At 72.6% G+C, this 16,041-nt stretch carries 12 protein-coding genes; 8 read left to right on the forward strand and 4 right to left on the reverse strand.

What is annotated here, in order from left to right; all coding sequences use genetic code 11:
• Positions 1-52 precede the first annotated feature (52 nt).
• The 4 genes from CLV40_RS07185 (at position 53) to CLV40_RS07200 (ending at position 6,852) form a co-directional block, all read left to right on the forward strand.
• Complete coding sequence (locus tag CLV40_RS07185; RefSeq protein ID WP_104478045.1) at positions 53-1,018, forward strand: MBL fold metallo-hydrolase; 966 nt, start codon at positions 53-55, stop codon at positions 1,016-1,018.
• Complete coding sequence (locus CLV40_RS07190) at positions 1,015-2,607, forward strand: FAD-dependent monooxygenase (RefSeq protein ID WP_104478046.1); 1,593 nt, start codon at positions 1,015-1,017, stop codon at positions 2,605-2,607. The genes CLV40_RS07185 and CLV40_RS07190 overlap by 4 nt, the downstream gene beginning before the upstream one ends.
• 804 nt (positions 2,608-3,411) lie before the next feature.
• Positions 3,412-4,893 carry an FAD-binding oxidoreductase gene (locus CLV40_RS07195; RefSeq protein ID WP_245931149.1) on the forward strand — a complete coding sequence of 494 codons (1,482 nt, stop codon included), beginning with the start codon at positions 3,412-3,414 and terminating at the stop codon, positions 4,891-4,893.
• A gap of 3 nt (positions 4,894-4,896) precedes the next feature.
• Positions 4,897-6,852 carry an NACHT domain-containing protein gene (locus tag CLV40_RS07200; protein WP_104478048.1) on the forward strand — a complete coding sequence of 652 codons (1,956 nt, stop codon included), beginning with the start codon at positions 4,897-4,899 and terminating at the stop codon, positions 6,850-6,852.
• Here the strand turns inward: CLV40_RS07200 and CLV40_RS07205 are convergent.
• On the reverse strand, positions 6,824-8,293 hold the full coding sequence (locus CLV40_RS07205; protein WP_104478049.1) for an aldehyde dehydrogenase family protein: 1,470 nt from the start codon (positions 8,291-8,293) through the stop codon (positions 6,824-6,826). The two genes, CLV40_RS07200 and CLV40_RS07205, sit on opposite strands and share 29 nt — an antisense overlap.
• Before the next feature lie 289 nt (positions 8,294-8,582).
• Here CLV40_RS07205 and guaA point away from each other — a divergent pair, with 289 nt between their 5' ends.
• On the forward strand, positions 8,583-10,142 hold the full coding sequence (gene guaA / locus CLV40_RS07210; protein ID WP_104478050.1) for a glutamine-hydrolyzing GMP synthase: 1,560 nt from the start codon (positions 8,583-8,585) through the stop codon (positions 10,140-10,142).
• A 61-nt stretch (positions 10,143-10,203) separates the two neighbouring features.
• Here the strand turns inward: guaA and CLV40_RS07215 are convergent, their stop codons facing one another.
• Both CLV40_RS07215 and CLV40_RS07220 read right to left on the reverse strand, forming a co-directional pair.
• The gene (locus tag CLV40_RS07215; protein WP_104478051.1) at positions 10,204-10,413 is read right to left on the reverse strand and encodes a hypothetical protein; all 210 of its coding nucleotides are present in this window, start codon (positions 10,411-10,413) and stop codon (positions 10,204-10,206) included.
• Entirely contained in the window at positions 10,406-11,776 is a 1,371-nt protein-coding gene (locus CLV40_RS07220) for a PspC domain-containing protein (protein WP_104478052.1), read from the reverse strand. The genes CLV40_RS07215 and CLV40_RS07220 overlap by 8 nt, the downstream gene beginning before the upstream one ends.
• A 158-nt stretch (positions 11,777-11,934) precedes the next feature.
• On the opposite strand from CLV40_RS07220, the gene CLV40_RS07225 reads away from it, so the two are divergent.
• The gene (locus CLV40_RS07225; protein ID WP_104478053.1) at positions 11,935-13,176 is read left to right on the forward strand and encodes an ATP-binding protein; all 1,242 of its coding nucleotides are present in this window, start codon (positions 11,935-11,937) and stop codon (positions 13,174-13,176) included.
• The gene (locus tag CLV40_RS07230; RefSeq protein ID WP_104478054.1) at positions 13,173-13,868 is read left to right on the forward strand and encodes a response regulator; all 696 of its coding nucleotides are present in this window, start codon (positions 13,173-13,175) and stop codon (positions 13,866-13,868) included. Before CLV40_RS07225 ends, CLV40_RS07230 begins: the two co-directional genes overlap by 4 nt.
• Positions 13,869-13,901: 33 nt before the next feature.
• Here CLV40_RS07230 and CLV40_RS07235 read toward each other — a convergent pair whose 3' ends face one another.
• Positions 13,902-14,834, reverse strand: a complete 933-nt coding sequence (locus CLV40_RS07235; RefSeq protein WP_374065121.1) for a DMT family transporter — start codon at positions 14,832-14,834, stop codon at positions 13,902-13,904.
• Between the two features lie 100 nt (positions 14,835-14,934).
• Here CLV40_RS07235 and CLV40_RS07240 point away from each other — a divergent pair, with 100 nt between their 5' ends.
• Positions 14,935-15,837 (forward strand): LysR family transcriptional regulator, encoded by a 903-nt coding sequence (locus tag CLV40_RS07240; RefSeq protein ID WP_104478055.1) that lies wholly within the window; start codon positions 14,935-14,937, stop codon positions 15,835-15,837.
• The last annotated feature ends 204 nt before the right edge of the window (positions 15,838-16,041 follow it).

Below are 16,041 nucleotides of genomic sequence, written 5' to 3' on the forward strand. Positions count from 1 at the left end.
GGTCGTTCCGGGGGCCTGTACCCGGGGCGGTCGCGGTGGCAGGGTGGCCGTTGTGACAAAAGCATTCGCGTCCAGCGCCGACCTCGAGCGCAAAGTCGAGACCTTCACCGAACTCGCCGACGGCGTGTACGCGTTGACCGCCGAGGGCGACCCCAACGTGGGCGCCGTCGAGGGCGAGGACTTCGTGGTCTGCTTCGAGGCGAGGGCCACCCCGGTCGCCGCCCGCCGCTGGCTCGACCTGCTGCGCGAGCGCACCGACAAACCGGTGCGCTACCTGGTGCTCAGTCACTACCACGCGGTCCGGGTGCTCGGCGCGAGCGCGTTCGACGCCCAGGAGATCATCACCCACGAGACCACCCGTGAGCTCATCGCCGAGCGCGGCGAGGCCGACTGGGCCAGCGAACTGGGGCGGATGCCGCGGCTGTTCGAGGAGCCGGACAGCATCCCGGGCCTCACCCGGCCCACGCTCACCTTCACCGACCGGATGGTCATCCCGCTCGGCGGCGACCGCGGCGACCTGGTGCTGGCGTACTGCGGGCGCGGGCACACCGCGGGCGACATCGTGGCCTGGCTGCCGAAGAAGAAGATCCTGTTCGCGGGCGACCTGGTGGAGGCCAAGGCCGCGCTGTACACCGGCGACGCCTTCCACGACGACTGGGCCACCACCACGCTGGACGCGGTGGCCGCCTTCGGCGCCGAGACGCTGGTCGGCGGGCGCGGCGCGGTCGCCCAGGGCACCGAGGCCGTGGCCGCCGCCATCGCCCAGTCCCGGCACTTCCTCGACGAGCTGCGCCGCATCGTCGGCGAGGTCCACCGCCGCGGCGGCACGGTCGGCGAGGCGTTCCGCGCCACCCACACCGCGCTGGAGCCGGAGTACGGCCGCTGGCCGATCTTCGAGCACTGCCTGCCCTTCGACGTGCAGCGCTACTGGGACGAGCTGGACGGCCACGACTGGCCGGTGGTCTGGACCGCCGAGCGGGACCGCGAGGTGTGGGCGGCGCTCCAGGAGGGCCGGTGACCGAGCCGGTCCTCATCGTCGGCGGTGGTCCGGTCGGGCTGACCGCCGCGCTCGTGCTGGCCCGCCACGGCGTGCCGAGCCTGGTCGTCGAGGCGCTGCCGGGGCGGCTGCTGGAGGGCAGCCGCGCCATCTGCGTGCAACGGGACGTGCTGGACGTGCTCGAGCGCGTCGGCGCCGGGCGCGAGGTGGTCGAGCGCGGTGTCACCTGGTACTCGGGGCGGATCTTCTACCGCGAGCACGAGGTCTTCTCGATGACCCTGCCCGAGCCCGCGCCCGGGCACTTCCCGCCGTTCGTGAACACCCCGCAGAACAGCATCGAGCACGTGCTGGAGGCCAGGGTCCGCGCCGAACCGCTGATCGACCTGCGGTACAGCACCAAGGCGGTGGCCGTCGAGCAGGACGCGGACGGGGTGTCGCTGACCATCGAGGGTCCACAAGGGACGGAGACGGTGCGCGGCACGCACTGCGTCGCCGCCGACGGCAGCCGGTCCACGCTGCGCAAGCTGCTCGGGCTCACGTTCAACGGGCACTCGTACGGCGACAAGTTCCTCATCACCGACATCCGCGCCGACTTCGGGTTCCCCGTGCCGGAGCGGCGGTTCTACTTCGACCCGGAGTGGAACCCGGGTCGCCAGGCGCTGCTGCACCCGCAGCCGGACTCGGTCTGGCGCATCGACTGGCAGGTGCCCGACGAGTACGACCTCGCCGCCGAGCAGGAGAGCGGCGCGCTGGAGGCGCGCATCCGCCGGGTGCTCGGCGACCTGGAGTACGAGTTGGTGTGGGCGTCGCTGTACCGCTTCCACCAGCGCCGCGTCCCGACCATGCGCGTCGGCCGGATCCTGCTGTGCGGCGACTCGGCGCACATCATGAGCCCCTTCGGCGCGCGCGGGATGAACTCGGGCATCACCGAGGCGGAGAACGCGGCCTGGAAGATCGCCGCCATCCGCACCGGCTGGGGCGCCCCGGCCCTGCTGGACACCTACGACCTCGAACGCGGCCCGGCCACCGACGAGAACCTGCGCGTCACCGGCACCACCATGCGGTTCCTCTGCCCGGCCGACGACGAGGAATGGGCCCGCCGCCTCGACGTCCTCCAGCGCAGCGTGACCGACCCCGAGGTCGCCGCGAAGATCGACTCCGGACGGCTCGCCGAGCCCTTCTGGTACCTCGACTCCCCGCTGACCAGCCACGCCCCGGACGCCGACCTGTCGGCCTTCCCGCGCGAGCCGGGCGTCCCCCGGCCGACGGTCCCCGGGGTGCTCTGCCCGGACGTCCCGTTCCCGGACGGCACCCGGCTGCGGGACCACCTGGGACCGCTGTTCACCCTGCTGGCCGCCCCGGACGCCACCATCCCGGACGAACTCCTGGCCGCCCCCGAACTGGCCACCCTGGCCCCACCCCGCGTCGTGCCCTTACCCGCCAACGCGGTCGAGGCACTGGACCTGCCCCCGACCGCCGCCGCACTGGTCCGCCCCGACGGCTTCCTGGCGGCGACCTTCACCGACGAGGTCGACCTGGCCAAGAACCTCACCCCGGCCCTGCTCCAGGCGGCAGGCTGGAACCACACCGACCGCGAATCCGGAACCTGACCCGCTGGTTCCGGGGCGCGGACGCCAAACCGTCCGCGCCCCGGAACCCTGGTCGGTCGGAAAATGAGCCCACCCACTCCCGACGAGTAGGTGGTGCCATGTGGCGATGATGGCCGCGGCCGGCCACACCGTCTACGCGCTCAACCCGTTGCGGGTGGCGAGGGCTCCGCCACCGGTCCAGGTGGCTCGGCTGACGATCGGCCCCGATCGGCACCGCACCCGTCGCGGCCGCAGCCCATGGCCGCAGCCCATGGCCGCAGCCCATGGCCGCAGCCCATGGCCGCAGCCCATGGCCGCAGCCCATGCGTCTCCTTCGGGGCCTGTTCTTCGGCGCCGAGTGCTCGCGGGATTCGGCGACGACCAAGCGCCTACGCCACCGCCAAGCTCACAAGAACCACGCGGGAGTCGGCCCATCACCCCGGCCTCCGGCGAGAAGATCGCCTTGACCCCGCGTCGCCCACGACAATCGACGCCCTCCGCAGCCAGGCGTTCGACGCGCGGGCTGTGATCGTCCGGCGCATGTGCCTACCGCGACCGCCAACGCGGCCACGGCGTCCCACTCCGCCTGGCCGCACCGCGCGGGCTCGCCGGTGGCTTGGCGGCCAGGCCCCCGAGATGCCTTTCGGGCCACCGGTTCCACACCCCAACACGCCCGAAAACGTGAGCATCACACACCTTTTTCCGGGTTTGTGAAAGATGTTGTGGGGGCGCGGCACTAGGCAGGGGTACTTCCAGGGTGGTGAGATCTGGACCGCGCGCGGGCGGGAGGACGAGGACTTGATCAGTAGGCGATCGTTTCTGCGGGTGGGCGGGCTGGGGGCGGCGGCGACCGTGGCGGGGTGTTCCGGCGGGGGACCGACAGCCGCCAACGCGACCGGTGCGCGCACGTCCGCCACCACCACGGCGGCGGCCACGAGCACGAGTGCCGCGCCGCTGGACTGGGGCGCGCTGCGCGACCGGCTCGGCGGTGCGCTGCTGCAGTCCGGTTCGCCCGACTTCGGCGCCGCCATCCGGTTGAAGAACCCGATCTTCGACAAGCGCAACCCGGCGGGCCTGGCGCTGTGCGGCAGCGCCGAGCACGTCCAGGCGTGCGTCGAGTTCGCCCGGCAGGCGAAGATCCCGATCGCCGCCCGCAGCGGTGGCCACAGCTACGCGGGCTACTCCGCGCCCGACGGGGGCCTGATCGTCGACGTCGGTCGGATGGCGTCGGTCGAGGTGCGCACCGACGGCACCGCTGTCATCGGCGCGGGCGCCCGGCTCATCGACGTCTACACCGCCCTGGCCGCCAAGGGCCGCTGCCTCCCGGCGGGCACCTGCCCCACGGTCGGCGTCGCGGGTCTGGCGCTCGGCGGCGGCCTGGGCGTCTTCACCCGCAAGTTCGGTCTGACCTGCGACCGCCTGGTGTCCGCCCAGATCGTCACCGCGGACAGCGTGCTGCGCCCGGCCTCGCCGTCCAACGAACCCGACCTGTTCTGGGCGCTGCGCGGCGGTGGCGGCGGCAACTTCGGCGTCGTCACGTCCTTCACCTTCACCACCGAACCCGCCCCGGACGTCACCGTCTTCCACCTGTCCTACCCGGCGGCCGCCGCGGCGGCCGTGGTCGCGGCCTGGCAGGGCTGGGCGACCGCGGTACCCGACGAGCTCTGGTCGGCCGTCGCGGTCAACGGCGACGCCGCCAAGGGCGCCGCGCTCTCCGGCTGCTTCATCGGCACACCGGCGAACCTCAACCCGCTGCTGGAGCAGTTCACCAAGCAGGCGGGCAAACCCAAGAGCCGCTTGGTGCAGCAAAAGGGCTACCTGGAAGCCATGCGCTACTTCGCGGGCTGCACCCAGAAGGGCGGCGACTGCCCGCCACCCAACCAACCCCGCAACGCCTTCGTCGCGTCCTCGCGGGTCATCACCGCGCCCCTCGACGCCCAGGGCCTGGTCGCCACCCTCGACGGCAGGCCCGACATGACCCTGCTCCTCGACGCCCTCGGCGGCGCCGTGGCCAAGTTCGGGCCGGAGGAAACCGCCTTCCCGCACCGAAAAGCCCTCGGCACGGTGCAGATCTACCTGAACACCAAGGTCACCGACGTCGAGGCGGCCAACCGCTCGGTCGCCGAAGTCCGCGACGCCCTGGCCCGCCTCGGCGCCCGCGGCGGGTACGTGAACTACATCGAGGCGGCCATGCCGGACTGGGGTCCCGCCTACTACGGCCAGAACCTCAGCAGGCTCGACAGCGTGGTCCGGCGCTACGACCCGGACGCCGTCTTCACCTTCCCCCAGTCCATCCACCGCACCTGACCCTTGGTCGACCACCCCACCGAGAACAAGATCATCGGCAACCCGGTGGGCCCGGTGGTCCAAGCGGGCACGGTGGTCCTCACCACCCGACCCCCGTCCCGGCTGGAGGCCGCCCGCACCGAACTGGCCACCCTCGTCGCCGACCAGTGGCGCCGCGAAGCGGTCCGCCGCGGCCTCGACGACGTCACGGGCATCCCGATCCACTGGACTCCCTCAACCCCGCTCGGTGCTGACTGGGTGGCTGCCTTCCGCGCCGCCCCGCGCAAGCGCTGGGCCGTGCTGGGCGACGCGGGCACCGGCAAGACCTCGTTCGCCATCCAGTTCCTGCTCGCCCACCTCGCCCGCCGCGTGGACACCGACCCCGTACCGGTCCTGCTGCCGATCGCGGGCTGGAACCCGGAAACCCACCCCGACGTGCGTTCCTGGGTTGTCGACCAACTCGCCCGCACCTACGCCAAGAGCGCGCGACTCACCCCCGCCCTGCTCGCCGAGCTGGTCGCGGACAGGCACGTCTTCGTCATCTACGACGGTGTGGACGAACTGCGGCCGGCACTGCGCCGCCGAGCGCTGGCCGAACTCGCCCGCACCCACTCGTCGGCCGACCCGCTGCTGATCTGCTGCCGCACCGCCGACTTCCCCGACGCGGGCCGCGCTCTCGGCCCCCTGGTCACCATCCAGCCGGAACCCCTCACCCGCGCCGACGCCATCACCTACCTGCGCGGCATCCTCGGTACCCCCACCGACCCGTGGCGGCACTGCCTCGACGACCTGCGCTCCGGCCGCGCCCGGGGCCTCGCCGACCTGGCCCGCACCGCCTTCGGCCTCTGGCTGATCGGGGTGGCCGCCACCGATCCAGCGACCGACCCCGAGCGCCTCGCGAACACCCCGGATGAGGTGTCCACCCGATCCGCACTGCTCGACCTCGCGATCCCGGCGCTGGTCCGGCGCGGCGCACCCGACCGCGGCCGATCCGCCTGGCACCGCTTCCTGCGCCGCCGCGCCGCCCCACCCTCCACGACCCGTCGCGAGTACCACCCCGACCAGGTCACGGCCTGGCTAAGCGCAGTGGCCCGCCGGATGAACGCGGGCCACGCCTTCGCGTGGTGGGAGTTGGCCGCGGACGTCGACCGGACCCGCTCCAGCCGCCGGGTCGCCCTGGGCTTCGCGGTGAGCCTCGGCCTGCTCGGGCTGGCGGTGGGCTTGGGCTTCACGGTCCTCGCGGGAGCGGGGACGACGGAATTGGTGCTGGGTGTCCCGTTGTCCACCACCTGCGGAGCGGTGATGGGCCTGGTGATGGCGAGGGAGAGCCGGGCGGGGGAGTTCGACCGACCGCGGTACCTCGACACCAGCAAGCTGGACAAGGTCAACAAGACGGTGGGGACCGTGTTGTTCACCGCGACGATCGGTGTGCTCTACGTGATCACCGGGAGCGTGGCGTTGGTTGCGAGCGCTGCCATCGGAAGCGGGTCCGTCGCCGTCTTCTCGCTCTACGCGTGGTTGGACACGCCCGCGACCCAGCACGGGCCCGCGACCCCGATCGCCACGTGGTCGGCTGATCGCGGGATGAGCCTGTTCCGCTTGGCTGTGGGCGTCGGCGGGCTGGCGGCCCTCGCGGCCTACCTCGCCACGACGGTCACGCCAGGCAGCTCGTGGCTCGGCGCGGTGCTGTACGTGTTGAAGGTGGGGGTTGTGTGGGGAAGTTTCATCGCACCCCGGGGGGCGCGCGCGTGGTTCGCGTACAAGCTCGCCACCACCCGGCTCGCCATGGCCGGTGAGCTGCCCGGCGCGCTCGTGGCATTCCTCGACGACGCCCACCGCATGGGGCTACTGCGCGCCGTGGGGCCCGTCTACGAGTTCCGGCACGAGTTCCTCCGCCTGCACCTGGCCCGAGGGCGGGGACCAGGCGAACCCCCGCCCGGTCCCCGGCCGGTCACAGCTCCAGGCCCGACAGGACCATGATCTGCTCCTCGGTGAAGTCGTCCATGGCGGACTTCAGTCCCTCGCGGCCGGTGCCGGAGCCCTTCACGCCGCCGTAGGGCATCTGGTCCGCGCGGTACGACGGGACGTCGCCGATGACCACGCCGCCGACCTCCAGTTCCGCTGACGCGCGGAAGGCGATCTGCAGGTCGCGGGTGAACACGCCCGCCTGCAGGCCGTAGTCGGTGCCGTTGGCGATCTCGAAGGCCTCGTCCACGCTGTCGACCACGGTCACCACCAGCACCGGGCCGAACACCTCCTCGCACGACACCTTCGCCGACGCGGCCACGCCGGACAGGACCGTCGGCGCCACCGTCGCGCCCGTGCGGGTGCCGCCGGTCAGCAGGGTCGCGCCCGCGCCCACCGCCTCGTCGATCCAGTCCGCGACGCGCTCGGCGTTGCGCTCGTCGATCAGCGGGCCGACGTCGACCGACGGGTCGTGCGGGTCGCCGGTCTTGAGCGCCTCGACCGCGGTCACCAGCTTCGGGATGAACTCGTCGGCCAGCGAGCGGTGCACCACGACCCGCTGGACCGAGATGCAGGACTGGCCCGCCTGGTAGTTGCCGAAGGTGGCGATCCGGGTCGCCGCGAAGTCCAGATCCGTCCAGTCCGGACACAGGATCGCCGCGCTGTTGCTGCCCAGCTCCATCACCACGTGCTTGCGCGGGGCCGCCGCCGAGATGCCGTGGCCGACACCGGTCGACCCGGTGAACGAGATGACCGGCAGCCGCGGGTCCTCGATCAGCGTGGACATCGCCGAGCCGCGCACCGGCAGCACCGAGAACGCGCCCTCGGGCAGGTCGGTCTCGGCCAGGATCTCGCCGAGCAGCAGCGCCGAGAGCGGGGTCGCCGACGCGGGCTTGACGATCACCGGGGCGCCCACCGCCAGCGCCGGGGCGACCTTGTGCGCGACCAGGTTCAGCGGGAAGTTGAACGGCGCCACCGCCAGCACCGGACCGCGCGGGCGGCGGCGGATCAGACCCAGCCGACCCTCACCCGCGACGTCGGTGTCGAGCCGCTGGAGCTCACCGATGTGCCTGCGCGCCTCCTCGGCGGCGAAGCGGAAGACCGACACCGCGCGCCCGACCTCGGCGGTGGACCACTTCAGCGGCTTGCCGTTCTCCGCGGTGATCGTCTCGGCGATCTCCTCCTTGCGCTCGGCCAGCGTCAGCGACACGTGCTCGAGCGCGCTCGCCCGCAGGTGCGCCGGGGCGGACCGGAACGGCTTGGCCGCGGCGGCCGCCGCGGCGATGGCGTCCTCCACGTCCGCCGCCGTCGGCACCGACACCGTCGCCACGTCCGTGCCGTCGTACGGGTGGCGCACGTCGATGGTATCTACGCTGGTCCGCGGTCTGCCCGCCACCCAGAAGGGCCGCGGCTTGGCGACGATGGCCTCCTGGCCCGGCAATGGTTCATCGGTCATGGCTCAACGGTATGCCCGCTCCGGCCGAGAAGCTTGGCCAAGAAGGCCCCGGGTTAGGATGTGGGGGCTGACCGACGATGGTGACTAGGGTTCCGCCGCGGGTGAACATGAACGCGGGTCTGGTTCGAGCGTCACGGAAAGCCCGCGCGGACAGGCGAGCGGGCAGGCATCTCCGGGAGAGAAACCCAGGGAGGGACCGGTCGGCGCACGGTGCTGGGCACCGGTGCGCCGGGTCCGGAAACAGCCCTCGGCGTCCCCGTGGTCCGCAACACCCAGATGAGGTTCGACGATGACCGACACGCAGCGCCCCGTCCTCGTGGTGGACTACGGCGCGCAGTACGCCCAGCTCATCGCCCGCCGGGTGCGCGAGGCGCAGGTCTACTCCGAGGTCGTCCCGCACACGACGAGCGTTGCGGACATGCTGGCCAAGGACCCGGCCGCGATCGTGCTCTCCGGCGGCCCGGCCAGCGTCTACGCCGACGGCGCCCCCGCGGTCGACCCGGCCCTGTTCGACGCCGGTGTCCCCGTGTTCGGCATCTGCTACGGCTTCCAGGCCATGGCCCTGGCCCTCGGCGGCACGGTCGAGCACACCGGCACCCGCGAGTACGGCCGCACCGACCTCAGCCCCGCTGAGGGCGTCCTGCACGACGACCTGCCCGCCCGGCACCCGGTGTGGATGAGCCACGGCGACTGCGTCACCAAGGCACCCGAGGGCTTCACCGTCACCGCGACCAGCGAGGGCGCCCCGGTCGCGGCCTTCGAGGACACCGCGCGCCGGTTCGCGGGCGTGCAGTACCACCCCGAGGTGCACCACTCGCCGCACGGCCAGGAGGTGCTGCGCCGCTTCCTGCACGACGTGGCGGGCATCCGTCCGCAGTGGACCACCGCGTCGATTGTCGACGAGCAGGTCGCGCGGATCCGCGCGCAGGTCGGCGACGGCCGCGCGATCTGCGGCCTCTCCGGCGGCGTGGACTCCGCGGTCGCCGCCGCGCTCGTCCAGCGCGCCATCGGCGACCGGCTGACCTGCGTGTTCGTCGACCACGGCCTGCTGCGCTCCGGCGAGCGCGCCCAGGTCGAGCGCGACTACGTCAGCGCCACCGGCGTCCGCCTGGTCACCGTGGACGCCCGCGAGCGCTTCCTCGGCGCGCTGGCCGGGGTCACCGACCCCGAGCAGAAGCGCAAGATCATCGGCCGGGAGTTCATCCGGGTGTTCGAACAGGCCGAACTGGACCTGCAGGCCGAGGCGGGCGGCGACAAGTACCGCTTCCTCGTGCAGGGCACGCTCTACCCGGACGTGGTCGAGTCCGGTGGCGGCACCGGCGCCGCGAACATCAAGAGCCACCACAACGTCGGCGGCCTGCCGGACGACCTGGAGTTCGACCTCGTCGAGCCGCTGCGCGCGCTGTTCAAGGACGAGGTGCGCCGGGTCGGCGCGGAGCTGGGCCTGCCGGAGACGATCGTGCACCGCCAGCCGTTCCCCGGCCCCGGCCTGGGCATCCGGATCATCGGCGAGGTCACCGCGGACCGCCTGGAGACGCTGCGCGCGGCCGACGCGATCGCCCGCGAGGAGCTGACCGCGGCGGGCCTCGACCGCGACATCTGGCAGTGCCCGGTGGTGCTGCTCGCCGACGTCCGCAGCGTCGGGGTCCAAGGGGACGGTCGCACCTACGGCCACCCGGTGGTGCTGCGCCCGGTGTCCAGTGAGGACGCCATGACGGCCGACTGGACCCGGCTGCCCTACGACGTGCTGGAGCGGGTGTCCACCCGGATCACCAACGAGGTCCCGGAGGTCAACCGGGTCGTGCTCGACGTGACCAGCAAGCCGCCGGGCACCATTGAGTGGGAATAGCGACGAAAACGGCCCGGTCACCAGGTGACCGGGCCGTTTCGGCGTGTGAGTGGTGGTGGGGCTACTTCCGCTTCCCCTTGTTGCGCAACGAGGAGCCGAGCAGCAGCAGGCCGACGAGCACCGCGCCGCCCGCGAAGATCCAGCGCAGGTCCAGCTGCGGGAACCACAGCCGCCCGTCGCTGAGCACGTAGCCCGAGGCGAACAGGGTCAGCAGGCCCAGCACCAGGGTGATCGGGTCCAGCCGCCGCGAGGTCTGCCGGTTGTCAGCCACGGTTCACCGCCAAGCTCCCAGCTCCTGCCTCGACCTGCAGGAAGATCTTCAGTCCGCCCGGACCGTCCGGGCCGTTGTCGGTCAGGGTGGTCGACTTGTTCACGCCGTCCAGGTTGTCGTGCAGGCAGGTGATCTCACCGACCTTGCTCTCGCAGGACACCTCGACGTCGGCGTTCGCGGGCACGGTCACCGTGATCTCGCCCGCCCCGACCGAGGCCGACGTGCGGATCGACCCGGTGCCGGGCAGGTCGGACAGGTCCAGGGCGATGTTGCCGACCGACAGCGAGTAGTCCGGCTTCACCTGGTCCAGCGTCGTCGGGTGGGCGGTGAGCTCGCCGACGCCGCCGTGCGCGCCGTTCGGCCAGAACGTGGTCATCGCGACGCCGACCGCGGCCAGCGGCACGGCGAGCCCGATCAGGCCCCGGCCACCGCGGACGAACGAACCGGCCACCATGCCCAAGCCCAGGATGCCCAGCACGATCCCGATCACGTGCGGGACGCTGAGCCAGGCCGCTCCGTGCGACTCGGCCAGCACCGCCCCACCGATGGTCAGCAGCGACACCGCCACCGCGATCGGGCCCACCTTGGAGCGCCTGCGCGGCTCCGGCGGCTCGGGCTCGTAGTCGGGCACCAGCGAGCGGCCCGGCTCGGGCAGGTCCCAGGCGAACGGCGCCGCGCCCAGCGGGTCCCACGCGGGGGGCTCGGTGCGGAAACCGTCCTCGTCCACCGCGGGCTTCGGCACCTCCGCGGTCGCGTCCGCCGGGGCCCCGGCGGGGGTCTCGGTGGTGCTCGTCGGCATGGTCACCGGGGCCCCCTGGGGCGTCGGGTAGGGCTGGTACGGCGGGGGCACCGGCGGGCCGTGCTGCACCGGCACCCACATCGGCACCGGTCCCGCCTCGACGGGCGCCGGGCCGGTCGGCACGACACCCTGGTCGCGGCGGCCGCGGTGCAGCAGGAACACCAGCCCACCCACGATCGCCAGCCCGAGCCAGCCGTTGAAGGCGTGGTCGAACAGGAAGCTGAACGAGCCGAGCACGCCGAGGCACAGCAGCAGCGCGAACGGCGTCGAGCTGGAGCTGCGGCCCCGGCCCACCAGTCCCTCGGCGGGCGAGACCTCGTCGTCCTCAGCCGCGAAGAACAGCCAGCCGAGCAGGTAGAAGACGACGCCCGCGCCGCCGTAGAAGGTGGCGACCGCGAACGCCACGCGGATGATGACCGGGTCGAGCCCGTACCGGTTGGCGATGCCCGCCGCGACGCCCGCCACCTTGCGGCCGTACCTCGGCCGCCGTGGGCGGGTCGCCCAGAAGTCCTTGAGCGTGTCCTCCACGCCGGCGCCGTGCGCCTGGTTCGATGTGCCACTCACGTTGATGAGGATCGCTCCCCGACACCGCTCACGACATCGGGGAACGACCCTGACTTTGCGTTCAGGGTCCAACCCCGATGTGGCGCGGCGGCCCCCGTGTGAGCATTCTTGTCGTGGAAGCAGCTGTCCAGGAACGCCGGACCGCGGAGACGGACCCCATGTCGAGCCCGAGCGCGAGCCAGAGCACCGCGGTGGCCGAGCCCGCCGCGCCGCGCCTGCGCAGGCGCAGGCAGGGCCGCGCCATCGCGGGGGTCGCGGGCGGCCTCGCCGACCACGTCGGCGTGCCCGTCCTCTACGTCCGGGTCGCCTTCGCCGTGCTCTCCGCGCTCGGCGGCGCGGGGGCGATGGCCTACGGGCTGCTCTGGATCTTCGCCGCGCAGGCGTCGACCGACGACCCGGCCCCCGAGGTGTCCGCGCGCGAGCGCCAGCAGGCGTTCGGCCTGATCGCGCTGGGTGCCGGGCTGACCATCGGGGCGGGCACCCTCTCCGGCACGGTCAACGGCTGGTTCGCCGGGTCCATCGGCGTCACCCTGGTCGGCGCGGCCCTGGTCTGGCGCGAGGCCGACCAGTCGCAGCGCCGCCGGGTCAAGGGCGCCCTGCTCGGCGGCGGTGGCCGCTCCGCGCTGGTCCGGGTGCTCAGCGGCGGCGCGCTGGTGGTCACCGGCATCGTCATGGTGCTGATCAGCAGCATGGGCCTGGACCAGGTCCAGTTCACCCTGCTCGCGGTGGTCGCCGCGCTGGTCGGCGTGGCCATGCTGACCGTGCCGTGGTGGCTGCGCATGGTCCGCGACCTGGGTGACGAGCGGCGCGCCCGGATCCGCACCGAGGAGCGCGCCGAGATCGCCGCGCACCTGCACGACTCCGTGCTGCAGACGCTGGCGCTGATCCAGAAGCAGGCCGACGCCCCGCGCGAGGTGCTGCGGCTGGCCCGCGGCCAGGAGCGGCAGCTGCGCAGCTGGCTCTACGGCCCCGCGGGCTACGGCGGCGTCGGGGGCGCGGCGGGCGGCTCGCTGGCCGAGGCGCTGGCCCGGGCCTCCGGCGAGGTCGAGGACACCTTCGCGATCAAGGTCCAGCACGTCGTGGTCGGCGACTGCGAGCTCGACGCCAAGCTCACCGCCGTGGTGATGGCCGCCAGGGAGGCGATGGTCAACGCGGCCAAGCACGCCGGGGTCGCCGAGGTCTCGGTGTACGCCGAGGTCGAGCCGGAGACGGTCACGGTGTTCGTGCGCGACCGCGGCAAGGGCTTCGACCCCGAGGAGGTGCCGGAGGACCGGCACGGCCTGGCCGACTCGATCCGGGGTCGGATGGAGCGCAACGGCGGCGAGATCAAGCTGCGCACCGCGCCGGGGGACGGGACCGAGGTACAGCTGCACATGCCACGTGCGAAAGTGGCCGCATGAGCGAGCAAGCAGGCGAGCCGGAGGGCACCCCGGCCGAGAAGCGCCCGGTCCGGGTGTACCTGGTCGACGACCACAGCATGTTCCGCGCGGGCGTGCGCGCCGAACTGGACACGCTCACCGACGCCATCGAGGTCGTCGGCGAGGCGGGCACCGTGGGGGAGGCGGTGGCGGGCATCGGCCACCTGCGCCCCGACGTGGTGCTGCTCGACGTGCACATGCCCGACGGCGGCGGCGCCGAGGTGCTGCGCCAGTCGCGCAAGCCGCACCCCGAGGTGGTGTTCCTGGCGCTGTCGGTCTCCGACGCGGCCGAAGACGTCATCGCGGTCATCCGGGCCGGTGCCCGCGGCTACGTCACCAAGACGATCTCCAGCCAGGAGCTGGTCACGGCGGTGCTGCGGGTGTCCGAGGGCGACGCGGTGTTCTCGCCGCGGCTGGCGGGCTTCGTCCTCGACGCGTTCGCCGACCGGCCGGGCGCGGCCCCGATCAACGACCCCGAGCTGGACCTGCTGACCCCGCGCGAGCGGGACGTGCTGCGTTTACTGGCCCGCGGCTACGCCTACAAGGAGATCGCCTCGGAGCTGTTCATCTCGGTCAAGACCGTGGAGACGCACGTGTCCAGCGTCCTGCGCAAGACCCAGCTGTCCAACCGCTACGAGCTGTCCCGCTGGGCCTCCGACCGCAGGCTGGTCTGAGCTCGGCTCACCCCGCCGGGCTGGTCCAGCGGCTCACGCCGCCTTGGTGAGCACGCCGGTCGGGTCCTCGGCCACGACCGGCGACGGCGTGCGCCGCTGCCAGCGCGTCATGCCGACGCCGATGAGCACGACGACCATGCCGACGATCACCCGGGCGTTGATGCCCTCGTCGAGGAAGATGGCGCCGAGCAGCACCGACACGACCGGCAGCAGGTAGCCGACGGTGGTGGCGTTGGTCGCGCCCTCGTCGGCGATCAGCCGGTAGTTGATGGCGAAGGCGAACCCGGTGCCGAACACGCCCAGCACGCCGATCGCGATCAGCACGGTCGCGTTCAGGTGCACGGTCTGCAGACCGCTGACCGGCACCGCGACGGCGCTGAGCCCGGTCGCGGTGATCAGCTGCGCGGCGGACAGCGCGATCGGCGCGGTGCCGCGCCCGGCCAGGGTGCGGCCGATGTAGGTGTAGCTGACCGCGTAGCTCGCCGCGGCCGCGAGGATCGTCAGCGAGCCCCAGCTGGCCAGCCCGGCCTGCGCCCACGGCGCGAAGATCAGCAGGGTGCCCGCGAAGCCGAGCAGCAGCCCGCCGAGGCGCACCGGCTTGAGGCCGCGCTCGGTGCCGATCAGGATGCCGATGAGCAGCGCCCACAGCGGGGTGGTGGCGTTGAGCACCCCGGCCACGCCGGAGGAGACGGTCTGCTCGCCGACCGCGAACAGCGCGAACGGGATGGCGTTGCCGAACAGCGCGGCGACCACCAGGTGCCCCCAGGTGCGCCGGTCGCGCGGCAGCCGGTTGCGGCCGAGGTAGCAGAGCGTGACGACCACGACGGCGCCCAGCGCGCACCGGGCGACCGTGATCTGCACCGGGCTCAGCCCGGGGAGCGCCAGCTTGATCCACAGGAAGCTGGAACCCCAGAGCAGGGCGAGGATGCCCATCCGGACCAGCGTCCCCCGGTTCCCACTGATCACGGCCGTTCCTCCATCTCGGTGGTCTTCTGCCACTCACTCTCACCCGGCGCTACCTCAAGAACAAGTGAAATGTCCTTGAGGGACCATTAAGCTCAGCTACATGCTCGACGTCCGTCGCCTCCAGGTCCTGCGCGCCGTGGTCACCAGCGGCTCGATCACGGCCGCGGCGACCAACCTCGGCTACACGCCGTCGGCCATCAGCCAGCAGATCGCCGCCCTGGAGCGCGAGGCGGGCACCTCCCTGCTCGAACGCGTCGGCCGCGGCGTCCAGCCGACGGCGGCCGGGCTGCTGCTCACCGAGCACGCCGCCATCATCGGCAAGCACCTGGCCGAAGCTGAGACGGCGCTCGCCGACCTGCGCGCGGGGCGCACCGGCCGGATCGCCATCCGCTGCTTCGCCACCGCGGGCGCGGCCCTGGTGCCCCCGGCCCTGGCCCGGTTGCGCGCCGAGCACCCCGGTGTCCAGGTCGACCTCAAGCTGTTCGACCCGGAGGACCCGCTGCCGGAGGTGGTGGAAGGACGGGCCGACCTGGCCATCGTGGCCCGCTCACGGGACGTGATCCCGGACGGCATCCAGATGACCCACCTGCTCGACGACCCCTACCGGGTCGTCCTGCCCAAGGGCCACCGCCTCGCCGCGAAACGGGTCATCGACCTGGCCGACCTGGCCGAGGAACCCTGGGTCAACGAGTGGACCTCGGCCCCCTGCCGCCAGATCGTCTACGACGCCTGCGCGTCGGCGGGCTTCACGCCGAACGTGGTCGTGGAGAGCGAGGACTACACGAACTCGCAGGGCTTCGTCGCCGCGGGCCTGGGCATCAGCCTGATCCCGATGATGGGGCTGGGCAACCGGCACCCGGGGGTGGTCGTCCGCAAGGTCCGCCGCCCCGAACCGGCCCGCGCCATCCACGCCGCCGTCCGCGTCGCGTCCCTCGGCCAACCCGCCCTGGTGTTCCTCCTGGCCGCCCTCCGCGACGCCGCCGCGGCCCAGCTGGACGGCTGAGCAGCCACCGGTTCCGCGCTATTCCTCGCCGGGATCGCCTTGGAATCGCATCGGCAAGAACACCTTGGTGCGTTCGATGTTTCCGTGTTGCTCAACGGGTCCTCCCAGCTCAGGACCGCGTATTCGACTTGTGCCCGCTGGTGTCCATGACATCAGTCCGACGCCTGTCCAAGTGGACGTCCATCAGGGTGTCCTGGGTTCGGG

It is taken from the genome of Actinokineospora auranticolor, from assembly GCF_002934265.1.
GTDB classification, from domain to species: Bacteria; Actinomycetota; Actinomycetes; order Mycobacteriales; family Pseudonocardiaceae; genus Actinokineospora; species Actinokineospora auranticolor.

Coding starts and splice junctions, on each gene's coding strand:
- CLV40_RS07205 (WP_104478049.1), bottom strand. CDS start 8,293: ATGACCGATGAACCATTGCCGGGCCAGGAGGCCATCGTCGCCAAGCCG.
- guaA (WP_104478050.1), top strand. CDS start 8,583: ATGACCGACACGCAGCGCCCCGTCCTCGTGGTGGACTACGGCGCGCAG.
- CLV40_RS07225 (WP_104478053.1), top strand. CDS start 11,935: ATGTCGAGCCCGAGCGCGAGCCAGAGCACCGCGGTGGCCGAGCCCGCC.
- CLV40_RS07230 (WP_104478054.1), top strand. CDS start 13,173: ATGAGCGAGCAAGCAGGCGAGCCGGAGGGCACCCCGGCCGAGAAGCGC.
- CLV40_RS07240 (WP_104478055.1), top strand. CDS start 14,935: ATGCTCGACGTCCGTCGCCTCCAGGTCCTGCGCGCCGTGGTCACCAGC.